The sequence below is a fragment of the Kosakonia sp. CCTCC M2018092 genome (genome assembly GCF_003864115.1).
Taxonomy (GTDB): domain Bacteria; phylum Pseudomonadota; class Gammaproteobacteria; order Enterobacterales; family Enterobacteriaceae; genus Kosakonia; species Kosakonia cowanii.
Genome location: NZ_CP034225.1, coordinates 681,397 through 700,741, shown reverse-complemented (window position 1 = coordinate 700,741; position 19,345 = coordinate 681,397). Strand labels below are relative to the sequence as shown.

Annotated in this window: 4 protein-coding genes; all 4 read left to right on the top strand. The window is 61.3% G+C overall.

Annotation, left to right across the window (positions count from 1 at the left end; genetic code table 11):
* Positions 1 to 60 precede the first annotated feature (60 nt).
* The 4 genes from EH164_RS03310 to EH164_RS03295 all read left to right on the top strand — a co-directional run bounded on the left by EH164_RS03310 (position 61) and on the right by EH164_RS03295 (position 19,294).
* On the top strand, positions 61 to 774 hold the full coding sequence (locus EH164_RS03310) for a 4'-phosphopantetheinyl transferase (RefSeq protein ID WP_124967282.1): 714 nt from the start codon (positions 61 to 63) through the stop codon (positions 772 to 774).
* 331 nt (positions 775 to 1,105) lie between these two features.
* Positions 1,106 to 1,306 (top strand): MbtH family protein, encoded by a 201-nt coding sequence (locus EH164_RS03305; RefSeq protein WP_124967281.1) that lies wholly within the window; start codon positions 1,106 to 1,108, stop codon positions 1,304 to 1,306.
* A gap of 52 nt (positions 1,307 to 1,358) precedes the next feature.
* Positions 1,359 to 12,206 carry an amino acid adenylation domain-containing protein gene (locus tag EH164_RS03300; protein ID WP_370276978.1) on the top strand — a complete coding sequence of 3,616 codons (10,848 nt, stop codon included), beginning with the start codon at positions 1,359 to 1,361 and terminating at the stop codon, positions 12,204 to 12,206.
* On the top strand, positions 12,203 to 19,294 hold the full coding sequence (locus EH164_RS03295) for an amino acid adenylation domain-containing protein (protein WP_164483596.1): 7,092 nt from the start codon (positions 12,203 to 12,205) through the stop codon (positions 19,292 to 19,294). The genes EH164_RS03300 and EH164_RS03295 overlap by 4 nt, the downstream gene beginning before the upstream one ends.
* Positions 19,295 to 19,345: the final 51 nt, after the last annotated feature.

Genomic DNA, 19,345 nt, shown 5'->3' with positions numbered 1-19,345 from the left:
TCGTTATGTTGATAAAACCGCCGTCATGGCGGTTTTTTTTACCTGTTGATAGTGAGCGACATGTTAACTCCATTGACCCATCACGCACTGCCGCCTTTTATCCCTCATCTTGAGATGGGCACGATAGCGGCTATTCCGGGGCTCGCCTACTGCCAGCTCTGTTTTGATCGCCACGCCTGGCAGGACGAGCTGTTTACCCACTACGCGATCCCGTTTCCCCCGCGCCTGCATGCGGCGGGCGTGAAGCGCCGGGCGGAGTATCTGGCGGCGCGCTACGGTGCAAAGCTGCTGCTTGCGCACCACGGCTGCGACGCCAGCGTTGGCTCGGCGGCGGATCGTGCGCCCATCTGGCCTGCGGGCTGGTGCGGCAGCCTTTCCCATACCCATGACCGGGCGATAGCCGTTATCGCACCCAGCGGCGCAGGCCTGACGCCAGGCGTGGATATTGAAATGCTGGCACCCGAAGCCATGCGTGAAACCGTTGATATGTTCACCTCAGCGCAGGAGCAAGCGCTGCTCGCAGGCTGCCCGCTTCCTTATGAGAGTGCGCTACTGATCGCTTTCTCCGCCAAAGAGAGCCTGTTTAAAGCCCTCTACCCCGAAGTGCGGCGTTTTTTTGACTTTGATGCCGCACGGGTTTGCGAAATTGATACAACGACGCAGCGCATCACCCTTGAACTGACGCAAACCCTGGCGGCGGAGAGAACGACGGGGAGTCGGCTGACGGGTTACTACTCCCTCGCAGAGGATCATCTCATCACGCTTATTGCCTGAGGGATCAGCAGCGATAACCATGATTTTGCCAGCATGCTGTTAAATCACGTGAGGCTGGCAATAACCTTTTTTACACCACGCCTTGCCTCTCTTATTTCTTCTTTTTTAACTGCTATTAATTCACGGCAATTACATATCAACTAACAAAATAATATTCACCAGCAACTTCAAATACCCCACCACTTATAATTGCGCATAGATAAAAATATTTTTACGCCGTTTATTTCGGGCGTTCAAATTCTTAAAAACGCAAAAGCAAAACTATCTCGATTGCTTTAAAAGAGAGTTTTCTATAGAAAAAAAAGCCTCTCCCTATGAAAAGGAAAAATAGATGAGCAACCCCTTCGAAAATGAGAACCTTATATTCATCGTGTTAGTGAATCAGGAAAACCAACACTCATTATGGCCCGAGTTTATTCCGGTGCCGGATGGCTGGGAGCCAGTATTTGGGCCAGCAAGCCGGGCTGAGTGCCTGCACTATATTGAGGAGAACTGGCACGACATTAAGCCAAAAAGCCTGCAAAACATGTAGTTGTGCCAATTACTCTTATCCCCTGCCGCTTTCTAATATTGAGGTTCTGCTTATGTCCGCGCTAATAGACAAGGAGTACGTCGCTTTAACATCCGCACAAATGGGAATGTGGTTAGCGAATGAAGTCGCCCTGAATCCGGGAAACAATACCATTAGTGAATATTTGATTATTGATGGCGAAGTAAGCCCAATATTATTTAAAGCGGCGGTCAGGAAAATGATCGCTGAAGCCGAAACCATGCACGGCCGGTTTTATCAAACAGACAACACGGTAAAGCAGCAACTGCCCGCCATCGATAATTATGATGCTGCCTTTTACGATTTCAGTGCGCGCCCGGATGCCTGGGAAGCCGCACTGGCCTTTATGAGCGAGCAGACAAATCAACACTTCTCCCTGACAGAAGGAAACGCATTTACCTTTTTTCTCATCAAGCTCAGCCCGGAAAAATATCTCTATTACCACTGCTGCCACCACATCCTGCTTGACGGTTTTGGCGCTTCGCTGATCCTTCGTCGCACGGTCGATATCTACAATGCGCTGGTGCTGGATAAACCCGTCGCGCCCACGCCGTTCGGCAACTTTCGCGACTTGCTTGCCGAAGATACCGCCTACAGAAACTCAAACCGCTTCACCCGCGATCGCGAATACTGGATGGCGCGCTTTCAGGATACGCCAGCGCCAACAAGCCTTGCTGGCCGCAGCGCGCCGGATGCGCCGATCATCCGCCAGCGCAACAATATCGATTTAGCGCTGCATCAAGCCCTGAATCGCCATGCCGAAGCCGCAGGCTGCACGCTCCCGCAGCTGCTTACGGCGTTAGCCGCTGTTTACCTCTACCGCATGACGGGCCAGCAGGAGGTAGTGATTGGGCTACCGATGGCGGCGCGCGTCGGCCGTGTGCAGCGCACCACGCCCGCGATGATGTCCAACATCATGCCGATGCGCCTGCCGCTTTCACCTGCGCTGACCCTTGATGATGTGCTGAGCCTGGTCGCAAAAGAGATGATGTCCGCGTTACGCCACCAGCAGTATCCCCAGGAAGCGTTGACCCGCGATCTAAAACTCGACCGCCCGCTCTACCACACCACCATCAACGTCGAGTTATTTGGCGACGATCTGGCGTTCAACGGCGCGAAAACCTTCCCGGTGAATACCAGCAACGGGCCGGTTGACGATCTGGCGATCTTCTTCTTTGGTTACGGCGACGAACACACGCTGGTCGTCGGCTTTGATGCCAATAGCGCCCTCTACAGCCCGGAGAGCTTATCCGTTCATCACCAGCGCATGCTGGCGCTGTTTAGCGCCTTAATCGCCCATCCGCATGCCGCGATTGGCGCACCCTCGCTGCTGAGTGCAGAAGAGGAGCAGCTTTTTGCCCGCGCTAATGATACCTGCGTGCCCGTGCCGCCCCTCTCCTTTGCCGCGCTGTTTGAACGCCAGGCCAGAAGCACGCCGCACGCGCCTGCGCTTGACGATCGCCACACTCAACTGAGCTACAGCCAGCTTAATCGCCAGGCGAACCGGCTTAGCCACTATTTACAGGATCAGGGCGTGCGTCCTGGCGACAGCGTCGCGCTACTCCTGCCGCGCACGGTGGATATGGTGATTGCCATGCTGGCGGTCGCCAAGGCGCAGGCCGTTTATCTGCCGCTTGATGCCGATCACCCTGCGGCGCGCCTGCAACATATTCTCGCCACCGCCCAACCAAAACTGATCCTCTCCTCAACGCAAACCGCGGGAGTAATTCCGGGTTACCGCCAGCAGCAGATCGACAGTGACGCGGCGCTCGCGGCCATTGCCGCACAGAATGACGATAACCCAACCACGTTGCCGCAGCCGCAGCAACCGGCGTATGTGCTCTTTACCTCCGGCTCCACCGGTGCGCCAAAAGGGGTACTGGTCTCCCACGGCGCGTTAACCAACTTCCTCACCGCCATGCAGCACACGGTGCAGCTGACGGCGCAGCATCGGCTGTTAGCCGTGACCACCCTCAGTTTTGATATCGCCGCGCTGGAGCTTTTATTGCCGCTAATAACCGGCGCGTCGGTCATCATCGCCTCACGGGAGTGCGCGCGTGACCCGCGTCTGCTGGCGCAGGCGATCGCTGAAAATCAGATCACGCATATGCAGGGCACCCCCGCGCTGTGGCATGGGTTAGTGGCCTATCAACCCGATTCGCTCGCTGGCCTGACGGCGCTGGTCGGCGGCGATGCGCTACCCACACCGCTCGCAGAGCATATGATCGCCCTCTCTGAGCGCGTCATTCAGCTTTATGGCCCCACCGAAACCACCATCTGGTCGACCCTGAGCGAGCTGTCCGCCGCGCAACCCTCGCCATCGGTTATCGGTAAACCGCTCTTTAATACCCGCATCCATATTCTTGATGCCGCCCTGAAACCGGTGCCGGTTGGGCAGCCTGGCGAACTCTATATCGCCGGTGACGGGCTGGCGCTCGGCTACCTCAACCGCGCAGATTTAACCAGCGAGCGCTTTGTTGCCAGCCCCTTTGATGAGGAGGGTAAACGGATGTATCGCACCGGCGATATGGCCTGCTGGAGTGAAGAGCAGACGGTCGTTTTCCTTGGACGGGTGGACAATCAGGTCAAGATCCGCGGTTATCGCATTGAACTCGGGGAGATTGAAAACGCGCTTAACGCCCTCCCCGAGGTAAAACAGGCGCTGGTCGTCGCCCATGAGGAGAAAGAGAGCGGGCAGAAACGGCTGGTGGCATACGTGGTGGCGCACGATGATGCAGCCTGTACGCCGGAAGCGCTGCGTGCGGCATCCGCGCAAAAACTGCCTGACTATATGGTGCCCGCGTTGGTAGTGGTGCTGGCGCATTTCCCCCTGACGGCGAATGGCAAAATCGACCGCCGGGCGCTGCCGCAACCAACCTTTACCTCTCTCGCCCCGGTACCGCCAGCCACGGCGCAGCAGCGGGAGCTGTGCCAGCTGTTTGCCGAGTGCCTGGCTATCGATCCGCCCGGTATTGATGACAACTTTTTTAGCCTCGGCGGGCACTCGCTGTTAGCGCTGCAATTACTGAGCCGCCTGCGCCAGCGCTTCGGCGTGGAGCTGTCGCTGAAAACCCTGTTTGATGCCCCGACCGTTGCCGGACTGAGCGAGCAGATAGCCATGACGCACGGCCAGGCAGTACGCCCTGCGCTGGTCGCGCAACCACGCCCGGCGCAGCTACCGATGTCGTTTGCCCAGCAGCGCTTGTGGTTGCAGCAGCAAATCGCCCCCAGCAGCGCCTACAATATGCCGCTGGCGCTGACCCTGAGCGGCCCGCTGGATGCGGCGGTGCTGGAGCAGGCGCTCTCTGACGTTATCGCCCGCCATGAGAGCCTGCGCACCCTGTTAACACAGCAGGAAGAGATGCCCTGCCAGCAGATCATCCCTGCCCACGACGTCGATTTTGCACTGCCGACTCTCGCCATCTCGCCCGAGCGTCTTGAAGAGCAGCTGGTAATGGAGTGCCAGCATCTCTTTGCGCTGGATAGCGAACTGCCGGTCAAAGCCTGGCTTTATCAGCTGGCAGAGGAGCAACATGTTCTGCTGCTGCTTATTCACCATACCGCAGGGGACGGCGGCTCCCTGCTGCCGCTGCTGGAGGATTTGCGTCTTTGCTGGCAGGCGCGTGCCGCAGGGCAACGCCCGCAGCTGCCGCCGCTGACCGTCCAGTACGCCGATTATGCACTCTGGCAGCGCGCGTTGCTGAGCGAAGCGCCCGGCGCTAACGCGCGCCATAGCCAGCAGCTGGATTACTGGCGTCAACAGCTGGCGGACGTGCCGGAAGAGGTGACGCTGCCCGCCGATCGGCCTCGCCCCGCGCAGGCGGATTACCGCGGCGATCGCGTCGACTTCGCGCTGCCCAGTGAGCTGTTATCGCGCCTGAAAAAACGGGGCGATGAGATGGGCGTCAGCCTGTTTATGCTGCTTCATGCGGCGCTGGCAACGCTGCTGCACCGTCTAGGCGCGGGCGACGATATCGTGATCGGCACGCCGCTCTTTGCCCGCAGCGACGCCGCCCTGCTGCCGCTGATCGGTTATTTCGCCAACACGGCGGTGCTGCGAACGGATATGGGAGGCAACCCGACGCTAAACGCTATCGTTGCCCAGGCGAAATCGGCGGTGCTGGAAGCCAACCAGCATCAGGATCTCCCTTTTGAGCAGATCGTCGAGGCGCTGGCTCCCGACCGTACCTTAGCCCGCCACCCGCTCTTTCAGGTGATGATGGTAGTTGATACGCCGTGGCCACAGGCGGTCACCTTCCCGCAGGTGGCGGTGACGCAGCGTCAGCTTCCGACCACCACCGCCAAATTCGATCTGCTGTTTCATTTTGATGTGGATGACGCGCAGCAGCGTCTGAGCGGGCATATTGAATATGCCACCGCCCTCTATGAGGGCTCCACGGTTGCGGGCTTTGCTGAACAGTTAATCCGGGTTATTGAAGCTATTGCGCAGCGCCCTGAAGCGCACCTTGCGCAGATCCCGCTGTTAAGCGCCGCACAGCGTGAAACCCTGCTTAAGCGCTGGAACGCAACGGAGGTTACCTTGCCGCCGCTGTCGCTGGCCGGGCTGTTTGAAACGCAGGTAGAGCGTTCGCCCGACGCCATCGCGGTGAAAGAGGGCGAGAAAACGCTGAGCTATCGCCACCTCAATGAGGCAGCAAACCGGCTTGCGCACCGCCTGATGGCGCAAACCGAGGGCGCGCCGTTCTGCGCGGGCCTACTGATGCAGCACTCGATTAACGAAGTTATTGCCGTACTCGCCGTCATCAAGGCTGGCGGTGCTTACCTGCCGCTGCGCATTACCGATCCGCTGGAGCGCCAGCAGTTGATCGTGAACGAGGCTGGCGCAACGCTACTGCTGGCCGATGCCACCCTGCCGCTGCCCACGGTCGACAACGTCGTGCTTATCAGTGAGGAGCCTGAGGGCGACTGGCCGCTAAGCAACCCGCCGCTTCTCTCCGCGCCCGGCAGCCTCGCCTATATCATGTTCACCTCCGGCTCAACCGGGAAGCCAAAAGGGATTGCGGTCGAACAGCAGAGCGTGGCGGCGCTGGCGCTGGATCGCCGCTGGCGGGCAGAGGATCACAAGCGCGTGCTGCTGCACTCTCCGTCAGCCTTTGATGCCTCAACTTATGAGCTGTGGGTGCCGTTGCTGTGCGGCGGGAGCGTTATCGTCGCGCCGCCGGGCGAGCTGGATATCGATACGCTGGCGCAGAGCATTATCGATGAAAAGATCACCGCGCTGTGGCTCACCGCCGGGCTGTTTCACCTGATGGCGGAGGTGCATCCTGAGGCGATGAAGGGCGTACGTTTACTGATTGCGGGCGGCGATGTGCTCTCCACACACGCGATTCGCGAGGTGATGACGCGCAACCCTACGCTTGTGATGATGAACGGCTACGGGCCGACGGAAACCACCACCTTCGCCACCACATGGCCCATGGCGCAGATCCCGGAGGGGGTGTCGGTACCTGTCGGCACGCCGCTCGACAATATGCAGCTTTATGTCCTTGATGCTTACCTCAACCCGGTGCCGGTCGGCATGCCCGGTGAGCTCTATATTGCCGGGATTGGGCTGGCGCGCGGATATCACCGCAACTCCTGCCTGACCGCGGCGCATTTTGTTGCTAACCCCTTCTCCGCCCACGGCGCGCGTATGTACCGCTCCGGCGACCAGGTGCGCTGGCGCGAGGATGGCGTGCTGGAGTACCTGAACCGTGGCGATCAGCAGGTCAAAATTCGTGGCTTCCGCATTGAGCTGGCTGAAGTGGAAGCGGCTTTGCAGAAGCAGGCAACGGTGGCTCAGGCGCTGGTGAGCACCCGGGAGAGCAGCCCGGGAAGCAGGCAGCTTATTGCGTGGGTAACGGCAAAACCTGGCGAAAGCTGCGATGCCGATGCGCTGCGCCAGGCGCTGGGCGCGCAACTGCCGGACTTTATGGTGCCAGCGATGATCATCCCGCTTGAGCACTTCCCTCTGACGGCGAATGGCAAAGTCGATCAGCGCGCCCTGCCCGCGCCGCACTTTGCCAGCACCGCGCACCGTGCGCCGCGCAATGATCTTGAGCGCACCCTCTGTACGCTCTTCGCCGCGGTATTAGGCGTGCCGGAGGTGGGCATTGACGATGACTTCTTTGCCCTCGGCGGTCACTCGCTGATGGCCTCCCGCCTGGTGAGCAAAATTCGCCGGGCGCTCAACCTCAATCCGGCGATCCGCGACCTGTTTGAAGCACCGACGGTAGCGCTGTTTGCCGGGCGGTTGCAGAGCAGCCAGCCGACGCGACCGCGCCTGTGCCAGGGCGAGCGGCCACCGCTTCTGCCGCTCTCTTCACCGCAGCGCCGCCTGTGGATGATCGACCGCATTGAGCAGGGTAAATTCACCTATAACATGCCCGTCACGCTCACCTTACGGGGAGATATCGTCGTTTCCGCTCTGATGACGGCGCTCGACGATATCGTGCTGCGCCATGAAAGCCTGCGCACGCGCTTTCATCAGCTTGACGATGGGACGGTTTGCCAGAGGATCACCCCGACCTCGATGGCCTGCTGCCCGCTGACTCTGCTCACGGTTTCTGCCTACGATCTGTCCCACGCCGTGCAGACCGCGGCACAATACACCTTCGATCTGGCGCAGGAAGATCCCTGTCGCGCCTGGCTGTTTAAGGTGGATGACGACCACCATCTGTTGCTTATCCTGATGCACCATATCGCCAGCGATGGCGGCTCGATTGCCCCGCTGCTGCGCGATCTGGCAGAGGCTTATAACGCCCGCACGCAGGATCGGGTACCCGCCTGGACACCGCTTGCGGTGCAATATGCCGATTACACGCTGTGGCAACAGGCGCTGCTCGGCGCGCCGGAGGAGAGCAACAGCCTCTTTAACCGCCAGCTGGCCTGGTGGCGCAATACGCTGCATGACCTGCCCGACGAGCTTCAGTTGCCCACTGACCGGCCGCGTCCGCTGCGCGCCAGCTATGTGGGGAAACAGTGCCACTTCGCCATTGATGCCCCGACAACCGCAGCATTAGGGGCGCTGGCACGCCAGCATAACGCCAGCCTGTTTATGGTGTTACAGGCCGCGCTGGCGGTGCTGCTTTGCCGCTGCGGCGCGGGCGATGATATCCCGCTCGGCACGGCGATCGAGGGGCGTAGCGATGAGGCGCTCGAACCGCTGGTCGGCTTTTTTATCAATACCCTGGTGATGCGGACCGATCTCAGCGGCGATCCGACCTTCATAACGCTGCTTGAGCGCGTTCGCGAGCGCGCGCTGGCGGCCTGGGAGCACCAGGATATCCCGTTCGAGAGCCTGGTCGAGGCGTTAAATCCTGCCCGTTCGCTGGCGCGGCATCCGCTCTTCCAGGTGATGCTGGTGCTGCAAAACGTCGCGCGCAGTGACGCGCTGTTCGACAAGCTGGAAACCGTTGTCGGCACGCCGTCGTTACCGGTGGCGAAATTCGATCTCACCTTTAACCTCGAAGAGACGCCGGAGGGGCTGCGCGGCATGGTGGAGTACGCCGTGGATCTATTTGACGAGGCGACCGTCGGGCGCATGGCGGGCTACTTCACCCACCTGCTGGCGGGCATCGCGGCCGATGCCTCGCGTCGCGTGAGCAAACTGCCGATCTTCAGCGACGCTGAGCGGCATGAAATCATGCAGGCGTGGAACAACACCGGGCGCGACGTGCCCGCCGCGACCTTTGCTGAACAGTTTGAAGCTATCGTGCGCGCCACGCCGCAGGCAACGGCGCTGATTGCCGACGAGGTGACGTTGACCTACGCGCAGCTGGATCGGCGGGCAAACCGCCTGGCGAATCTGATGCTGGCGCGGGGCATTGGCGCAGAGCAAATTGTCGCCATCGCGCTGCCGCGATCCGTTGCGCTGATCGTGACCATCATTGCCACGATGAAAACGGGTGCCGCCTATTTGCCTCTCGATCCTGATTACCCTCCCGAGCGGGTGGAGTATATGTTAAGCCACGCACAGCCGGGGCTGGTGATAAGCCAGGCGGCATTCGCCGACCGGCTGGCACCGGAGTATGCCGCGCTGCGCCTTGACCACCCAGCCCTGCGCGGGCAGCTTGCCGACCACAGCGCCGAAGAGATTACGCTGCCGCGCAGGCTCCAGTGCGATAACGCCGCCTACCTCATCTACACCTCCGGCTCCACCGGCACGCCAAAAGGGGTCGTCGTCACCCATCGCGGGATTGGTCATCTGGTCGCCAGCATGGTTGAGCGCCTGCACGTCACGCCGCAAAGCCGTATATTGCAGTTCGCCTCGCCGAGCTTCGACGCCTCGTTCTGGGATATCAGCATGGCGCTGCTGAGCGGCGCGGCGCTGGTTGTGGCGGAAAAAGAGGCGCTGACGCCCGGCAAACCGCTCTATACCCTGATGCGCGATCGCGCGGTAACACACGCCACGTTGCCGCCGGTTGGGCTGGCGGTGATGCCGCGCGAACCGCTGCCCGAACTGGCAACCCTCATCGTTGCTGGCGAGGCCTGCCCGCCGGAACTGATTGCCTTCTGGGGCGCCGGGCGGCGGATGATTAACGCCTATGGACCAAGCGAATCGACCGTATGCGCCACCATCAGCCAGCCATTGCAGGCCGATCGCCAGCCGCCGATTGGCAGGCCGATTTTCAATATGCAGGCTTATGTGCTGGACGCGCATCTGCAACCCGTTCCGCCGGGGGTAAAAGGCGAGCTCTATATTGCCGGTGAAAGCCTGGCGCGTGGCTACCTGAAACGGCCCGATTTAACGGCCGAACGCTTCGTCGCCAACCCCTTTGGCGCGCCGGGCAGCCGGATGTACCGCACCGGCGATATGGCAAGCTGGAGCCGTGAGGGCGAGCTGATGTTCGCCGGGCGCGTCGATCACCAGGTCAAAATCCGCGGCTTTCGTATTGAGCTGGGCGAGATTGAGTCACAGCTGCGAAAACACCCGCAGATTACGCAGGCGACGGTGATTGTCCGCGAGGATAAGCCCGGTCTGCGCCAGCTGGTGGCTTACGCCGTCGCCCGCGATGAGCAGGCGCAGGGCGGGGAGATCCGCGACTTTTTACGCGACTTTCTGCCGGACTATATGGTGCCGGTGGCCGTTGTCCTGTTACCGGCCATACCGGTCACGCCAAACGGCAAAGTCGACCGCCGGGCGCTGCCTGCACCGCAGTTTGCCCGCGCGCAGCACACCCCACCAAGTAACGCGCAGGAGCAGTTGCTCAGCACGCTGTTCGCCGAGCTGCTCAACCTGGCGGAGGTCGACCGCACGACGAGCTTCTTTGAGCTGGGCGGCGACAGCATCACGGCAATACAGCTGGTGGCGCGCGCCCGTCAGGCGGGCTGGCTTTTCACCCCGCGCGATGTGTTTGAGCATAAATCGGTCGCCGGGCTGGCTGGCATTATGACCGCCGTTGCAGAGCAGGATACCGCCCCGCAGATTGCCGCCATCGGCGATCTGCCCGCGACGCCGATTATGCACTGGCTGATGGAGAACCCCGGCGATATCAACGCTTTCTGCCAGGCGACGCTGCTGCAAACGCCCGCAGAACTGGATGCCCAGGCCCTGCGCGAGATACTCGCCGAACTGTTCCGGCACCACGATGCGCTGCGCTTAACCGCCCGCCGCGAGGCCAGCGGCGAGATCCATCTCTCTGTGCCGCCCGCTGAAGACGAGAGTGAGATGCTGGAGATTATCGATCATCAATCCCTCTCACCTGAGCAGCGGCAGCAGCAGATTCAGGAGGCGTGTCGCCGGGCGAAACAGCGGCTCGATCCTGCACGCGGCAAGATGGTGCAGGCCGTCTGGTTCCGCGCCGCGTGTGGAGAACCGGGTCAGCTGATGCTGGTGTTACATCACCTGGTGGTGGATGGCGTCTCCTGGCGGATACTCGCTTCGGATCTGCTCGCCCTCTGGCGCGCCCGCGCTACGGGGAAAAACGCACGGCTGACGGACGCGGGCATCTCCTTTCGCGCCTGGGCGCTGCGCCTTGAGCAGGAGGCGCAACGCCGTGGCGATGAGTTGGCGCACTGGCAGGGCGTGCTCAGCCAGCCGGACACTCTGTTAACCGCACGGCCTCTGGCAGGCGCGCGCGACACACTCGCCACCAGCGCCTCTTTGCAGATGGAGCTTGGCAGCGAATTTACCCAGCCTCTGCTGGCCACTCTGCCAGCGCGTTTTCACGCCGGTATCAACGATGTGCTGCTCTGCGCCTTTGCGCTGGCCATCACGGCATGGCGCGAGGATGGGCAAACGGATGTGCTGCTGGATGTTGAAGGACACGGGCGCGAAGAGTTAGCGGGCACCGCGCTGTCGCACACCGTGGGCTGGTTTACCACGCTCTATCCGGTGCGTCTTGCTCCGGGTCGCGCGCAGTTAACCAATCCCCACTCGCTCGGTAGCGCGCTGAAGAACGTTAAAGAGCAGCTGCGCCAGGTGCCGGGCAACGGGCTCGGTTATGGCCTGCTGCGCTACCTCAACCCGCAAACGCGCCCGCAGCTTGCCGCGCTGCCACAGCCGCAAATCGGCTTTAACTATCTGGGCCGCCTCAGCGTCGAAGAGGCGCGCGACTGGCAGCTTGCGGCTGAAGCCCACCAGCTTGATACCCGCGCGCACCACAGCTTCGCGCTGCCTCATGCTCTCTCACTCAATGCCGTGGTGGAAGCACGGGCAAACGGCCCGGTGCTGGTGGCGAACTGGAGCTGGGCTACTGAGCTTTACGCTGAAGATCGGGTCAGCCGCCTGGCTACCGGGTGGTTTAGCTGGCTGAAAGCGCTGTCGCAGCTTACGCAAGTCGACGCTATCGGCGGTTTCACCCCTTCAGATGTGCCCCTGGTCGCGCTGCAACAAGCGGGGCTGTCAAAACTTCAGGCAAAATGGAAGAAGAAAAAATGAGTATGGATATTAAAGAGATACTGCCGTTATCCCCGTTACAGAAAGGTCTGCTGTTCCATATGCTGCTTGATACGCGCGGCAGCGATGCCTATCAGGTGCAGCAGGTTTATCAGCTTGAGGGGGAGCTGGATGTCGCCAGGCTCAAACAGGCCATCGGGCAGTTGCTGGCGCGCCATCCCCATCTCTGCGCCGGGTTTGAGTATGAAGAGGTCGACACGCCGGTTCAGCTGATCCTCTCCGGCCTGCCGCTCCCCTGGCAGGAGGTGGATTTAAGTATCCTGTCCACGCCTCAGCAGGCGTCGGCTTATGGTGCGCTGCTGGAAACGGACTACAACACCCGCTTCGCCGACGACACGCCGCCGCTGCTGCGCTTTACCCTGGTGAAGTGCTCGCCGACGCAGCATAAGCTGATCTTTACCAATCACCACCTGTTGCTGGATGGCTGGTCGATTCCGGTTCTGCTGGATGAGCTGTTTCGTTTATACCTCGCGGAGCCGCTGCCGCCAGCCGTGCCCTATCGCGACTATTTGTATTGGCTTGCCGGGCGTGACACCGAGAAGATGCGCGATGCCTGGCGCGAAGCATTGCGCGGCCTGGAAGCGCCCACCCATCTCGCCAAAGGGCGCACCACCGACAATTTGCAGCCGCACCTGCTCCACAGAACGGTGGATGCCGACCGTACCCGGCAGCTTAACCGCTGCGCCCGCGAGCTTGGCGTGACGGTCAATACGCTGTTGCAGTGTGCCTGGGGCATACTGCTTGGCGCGCTTACCGGGCGCTGCGACGTTGTATTCGGCATTACCGTTTCCGGCAGACCGGCGGAGCTTAGCGGCGTCGAAAGGATGGTCGGGTTACTGATCAATACGCTGCCGCTTCGCCTCAGCTGGCGCATGGAGGAGAGTTTCGCCACGCTGCTGCAACGGCTACAGGCAGAGCAGACGCGCCTGCTTGACAGCCAGTATCTCGATCTCACCACCATTCAGGCTGACGCCGGTGGCGAGGCGCTGTTTGATACGCTGATGGTATTTGAGAACTATCCGCACAGCGCAAGCGCCGAAATGAGCGAAAAATTAACGGTTTCACTCGACTCGCACCGCGGCGGCGATGCCTCTCACTATCCGCTGGGGCTTATCGCCGTCCCCGGCGAATCGCTCGCGCTGCGCTTTAGCGCGCTGGCCGATATTTTTCCTGATGAAGAGGTTGAAAGGCTGGCAGACCGTTTCCTGCATCTGCTTTACACAATGATCGACCGCCCTGAGAGCCTTATCGGCCATGCTTCGCTGTTACTGCCGCAGGAGGCGCAGGCGCTGCTTCCCGTGCCGACATCGTTCGATGAGCGCACGCAAACCACGCTGCATGAGGTGTTTGAACAACGTGCCGCGCAATATCCGGATGCCATTGCCCTCTCGCTTGGCGATAACGTGCTGCGCTACGCCGAGCTGAACCAGCGGGCCAATCAACTTGCCCGTCATCTGGTGAACTGCGGCATCGGCAGTGAAGATATTGTGGCGCTGGCGCTGCCGCGCACTTTCGAGACGCTGGTGGCTATTCTTGCGGTGCTGAAAGCAGGCGCGGCCTGGCTGCCGCTGGATGTGCATAACCCACCGGAGCGGCTGGCCTATATTCTTTCCGACGCCAGGCCAGCGCTGATCGTATCAATGCAGGAGTACGCGGAGTTGTTTGACGGATCGCAGCTGCTGCTCCTTGATAGCGCCGAAAGCCAGCAGCGGCTGGCGCAACAGAGCGGCGTGGATCTTAAGCCAAGCGAGCGGCTACGCCCGGTGCACGCGCACAATCTCGCCTATATCATTTACACCTCCGGCTCCACCGGCAACCCGAAGGGGGTGATGATCCCGCACAGCAATGTGCTGCGTCTTTTCGCCGCAACAGAGGCGTGGTTTAACTTCTCGCGCCACGATATCTGGACGCTGTTTCACTCCTGCTCGTTCGACTTCTCGGTCTGGGAAATATGGGGCGCATTGCTCTATGGTGGCGAGCTGGTGGTGGTGCCGTTTATGGTCAGCCGCGATCCGCAGGCCTTTTTGCGGCTGTTAAGCGATAAAAAAGTGACCATCCTCAACCAGACGCCGTCGGCTTTTTATCAGCTGATTGAAGCCGAGCGCGCCCTCGGGCACAACGAACTGCCGCTGGCGCTGCGCAAGGTGATATTCGGCGGCGAAGCGCTGGATCTCAGCCAACTTGAGCGCTGGTATCAGCGCCACCCGGAAAGTGCGCCGGAACTTATCAATATGTACGGCATCACGGAAACTACCGTGCATGTGAGCTATCAGCCGTTAACCGCGGCGCGGGCGCGCGAGGCCACGGGCAGCCTTATTGGCATCGCGATCCCCGATCTGCATATCCATCTGCTGGATGATGCGCTGCGTCCGGTGCCGCCGGGCGTTGAGGGCGAAATGTATATCAGCGGTGCCGGGCTGGCGCGCGGCTATCTGAACCGGGTCGAACTCTCCAGCCAACGCTTTGTTGCCGATCCCTGGGGTGCGCCGGGCTCTCGCATGTATCGCTCCGGCGATATCGCCATCAGGAGCGCAGAGGGAGACCTGCACTACCTGGGGCGCGCGGATCAGCAGGTGAAACTGCGCGGTTTTCGTATTGAGCTGGGCGAAATTGCCGCCGTTCTGCGAAGCGCGCCGCAGGTTACCCATGCAGAAGTGGTGCTGCTTGATGCCGACACTCAGCCGCAGCTGGTGGCTTACGTCACCGCCGACTCGCATGCGTCGCTCGATATTACCGCGCTGCGCAGCCTGGCCGCGGCAAAACTGCCGGGGTATATGGTGCCGACGGCGATTATGCAGATCGAACAGTTCCCGCTGACCCTCAACGGCAAGCTGGATAAGCGCGCCCTGCCGCGCCCCGACCTGGTAAACAGAGGCGAACGACGCGCGCCGCGCACCCTGCAGGAGGAGATTCTGCTGGGGCTGTTTGCCGAAGTGTTGCAGTCAGACGCCCCCGGCATTGATGACGACTTCTTTGCCCTCGGCGGCCATTCGCTGCTGGCGATGCGTCTGGTGAGCCGTATCACCCGCGCGCTGGAGGTTGAGGTGCCGATCCGCACGCTGTTTGACTATCCAACGGTCGCGCAGCTTGCCGGGCAACTGGCGAAACAGGGAAACCGGCCTGCAGAACCTCTCTGCCCACAGCCGCGCAGCGCCAGGCTGCCGCTCTCTTTTGCCCAGCAGCGCATGTGGCTTTTGAAAAACCTCGATAACAACCATGCGGCCTATAACATGCCGCTCGCCATCCGTTTGCAGGGAGCGCTGAACGACACCGCGCTGCGTGAAGCCGTGCGGGATGTGGTTGCGCGCCATGAGATCCTGCGCACGCGCTACCCGCTCCATCAGGGGCAGCCCTGGCAGGAGATCCTCGCCGCCGATGCGCTCGAGGTGCCGTTCGAGGTGAGCGATATCGCCACCTCGTCGCTGACCGACGCCCTTAATCGCGCCGCCGTCTACCCGTTTGATCTGGCCTGCGAGATCCCGCTGCGCGCCAGCCTGTTCCATCTCACACAAACCCGGGAGCATGTGCTGCTGCTGGTTATCCACCATATCGCCTGCGATGGCGGCTCGCTGGCACCGCTGTTTCGCGATCTCGCCTGCGCCTACACCGCGCGCTGCGCCATGCAAGCCCCCGAGTGGACGCCGCTGCCGGTGCAGTATGCCGATTACGCCCTCTGGCAACGCGAGAGGCTGGGCGACATTGAGAGCCAGAGCGAAACCGCCGCACAGCAACTCGCATTCTGGCGTGAAGCCCTCTCCGGCGTGCCGGAAGCGATGACGCTGCCCGCCGATCGTCATCCGACGGCCGCAACCAGTTATGTTGGCGAGCAGGTCAGGTTACGCATTGATGAGAAGCTCTATCAGCAGATTACCCAGCTGGCGCGCCATGAGGGGGCGACACCCTTTATGGTGCTGCAAACCGCCGCCGCGATCCTCTTTGGCAGAATGGGGGCCGGGGAGGATATTACGCTCGGCACCGCCATTGCCGGGCGTTCAGATGAGGCGATGCGGGATCTGGTCGGCTTCTTCGTCAATACCCTGGTCCTGCGCGTTGATCTGGCAGCGAACCCTACGGTGGCGGAGGCGCTGGCCCAGGTGCGCGAATTTATGCTCTCCGCCTGGGTTAACCAGGAGGTTCCCTTTGACTGGGTGGTGAAAAGCCTTAACCCCGAGCGCGTCAGCGGCAGGCATCCGCTCTTCCAGGTGATGATGGTGCTGCAAAATAATGACGCCACGCCGCCTGAGTTCGCGGATCTGACGCTTTTGCCGCAGCCGGTCGGGCTGGTGACCACCAAGTTCGACTTGACCTTCAACGTTGAGCAGGTCCACGACGAGCGCGGCGACGTTAGCGCGCTGGAGGTGCAAATTGACTACCCGGTCGATCGCTTTGATGGGCAGACCATCGCTGCGCTGGCGGACTACTTTATTCACCTGTTGCAGGGCATGGTTGAGGCGCCAGATAGCGCGGTGATGACGCTGCCGCTGCTCAGCGACCAGCAGCGTAACGAGATGCTCGAGGAGTGGAATGAAACCCGTTGCGATGTGCCGCCGGTTACCCTCGCCGCACAGTTTGCCCGCCAGGTCGCCGCCACGCCGCAGCGTATCGCCGCCAGTTGCGGGAACGAGCAACTGAGCTACCAGCAGCTGGATGCCTGCGCTAACGCTCTCGCCCGGCGTCTGCAACAACAGGGCCTGCACACCGGGCAGGGCGTGGCGGTGTTGATGACACGCTCCCTTTCGCTGGTGATTGCCCTGCTCGCGGTGGTAAAAGCGGGCGGTTTCTATGTGCCGCTGCGGGCAAGCGATCCCGCTGAACGCTGGCAACATTGTATTGATGAGCTGGATCTGCGCATCGTGCTTTTGGATGAGAGCCATAGCCAGGCTGCGCTGCCGCCGGGCATAGCGCGGCTTATCGTCGATGACTCGGCAACCCACGCCACGGCGGCGGAGGTTGCAACAACGGTAACGCCGCACCATCTTGCCTATGTGATGTTTACCTCCGGCTCGACCGGCAAACCGAAAGGCATTGCTACCACCCAGGATAACGTGCTGGCGTTGGCCCGCGACCGCCGCTGGCAAGCGGAGAGCGGCCAGCGCATTCTGCTGCACTCGGCCTATGCCTTTGACGCTTCCACCTGGGAGCTTTGGGGGACGCTGCTCAATGGTCACCATGCTGTGATCGTTCCCGGCGAGACGCTGGATCTGCCCCTGCTTGCCGACACGATTGTTGCGGGTGAGGTTACAACCGCCTTTTTAACCTCCGGGCTGTTCCGCCTGATCGCCGAGGAGGCGAGCGACTGTCTCGCAGGCTTACGCCGCGTTTATACCGGCGGGGAGAAGATCTCCGCCAGCGCGGTTCAGGCCGTGCGCGAGCGCTGGCCGCATCTCGAACTGCTGAATATTTATGGCCCGACGGAGATCACCACCTATGCGACGGACTACCCCATCACTCAGGCCGATGCGCCCTATCTTGATGTGCCGATTGGCAGAGCGTTCGATAACACCCGCCTCTACGTGCTTGATAGCCATCTTCAGCCGGTGCCGCCGGGCGTAGCGGCGGAGCTGTATATCGCCGGGCGCGGAGTGGCGCGCGGCTATATCAACCACCCGACGCTGAGCGCAGCACACTTTGTCGCCGATCCCTTTGGTCCCGCGGGAAGCCGGATGTACCGCACCGGCGATATCGTCAAATGGCGGCGCGATGGCGCGCTCTGTTTTGTCAGCCGCCGCGATCAGCAGGTGAAAATTCGCGGTTTCCGCATTGAACCCGGCGAAGTGGAGATGGTGTTGAAACAGCACGCTGCGGTTCAGCAAGCGGCGGTGGTGGCACTTGAGGATCGCAGCGGCAATAAGCAGCTTGTCGCCTATATCGTGCCCTCCGCGCAGGAGGCGGATCTCAGCGCGGCGCTGCAACAGTTCGCGCGCGAGCGGCTGCCGGACTTTATGGTGCCTGCGGCAATTGTGCCGCTGGCGGCGCTGCCGCTTAACGCCAACGGTAAGCTGGCACTCGCCGGGTTGCCGAAGCCCGATTTCCATATTGAGCCGGGGCGCGCACCGCAAAACGAGCGGGAAAGCTGGCTGGCTGAACGTTTTTGCGAACTGCTCAATCTGGAAACCATTACCGTCGACAGCGGCTTTTTTGCCCTTGGCGGCCACTCGTTACTGGCGGCACGGCTGATTAACGCTATCGACAAAACGTGGCAGGTGAAACTGACGCTGCGCGATCTGTTTGAGTACCCGACGGTAGCGCTGCTGGCGCAGCGACTGGAGAGCAACCACCGCAGCAATGTGCTGGATGTGATGCTGCCTCTGCAACCGCGCGGGGAGAAAACGCCCCTCTTCTGCCTGCCGCCCGGCGGCGGGTTGAGCTGGTCCTACGCCGGGCTTATTCCCTGGCTTGGCGACGCGCAGCCGCTGTTTGGCCTGCAGGCGCGCCGGTTGAGCAGCGGGGAGTCGTTATCCTCGGTTAACGCACTGGCAAAAAGTTATCTCGCGGAGATGATAAAGGTGCAGCCACACGGCCCTTATGCCCTGCTCGGCTGGTCGTTTGGCTGCCATCTGGCCCATGAAATCGCCACCCTGTTGCAGCAGGCCGGGGAGGTTGTCAGCGCCCTGATCCTGCTTGATGGCTACCCGCTCGGCGAGCGCTATCGCGAAAGGGAGCGGCAGGACAGCGAGAGCCTTTCAGCGCTCTTTGAAGCCTTAACCGGCAGCGTGCCCGAGGAGAGCGAGCTCACCGTCGAGGCGCTGCGCTGCCGTTTAGTGGCGCAGGAGCATCCGCTGGCGGTGATGGAGCCGGTGGTGTTTGAGCGTATCCTTGCGGAGTTTCGCGAGGCACCGCGCCTGCTGGCCACGTTCACACCGTCGCGCTTTCAGGGGGATATCCTCTTCCTGCGCGCGGCCACGCGCCGCGACGGCGAAGAGGATTTCGATGCGCAGCTGTGGGCACCCTTTGTCGAGGGGAGAATCGCTACCCACACCCTGCCCTGTAGCCATGACGGTATGTTCAGCCCACAGGCGTTACAGCATGCCGGGCCGCTGATCCGCGACTGGATAGCCCAAGAGAAGTAAGTTTCCGTGGAATAAAAAACCGCCTGCTGGGCGGTTTTTTTTATCTCTGCA

Excerpts from the sequence above, each read along its gene's own strand:
- EH164_RS03305 (WP_124967281.1), top strand. The coding sequence starts at position 1,106 with ATGAGCAACCCCTTCGAAAATGAGAACCTTATATTCATCGTGTTAGTG.
- EH164_RS03295 (WP_164483596.1), top strand. The coding sequence starts at position 12,203 with ATGAGTATGGATATTAAAGAGATACTGCCGTTATCCCCGTTACAGAAA.
- EH164_RS03310 (WP_124967282.1), top strand. The coding sequence starts at position 61 with ATGTTAACTCCATTGACCCATCACGCACTGCCGCCTTTTATCCCTCAT.
- EH164_RS03300 (WP_370276978.1), top strand. The coding sequence starts at position 1,359 with ATGTCCGCGCTAATAGACAAGGAGTACGTCGCTTTAACATCCGCACAA.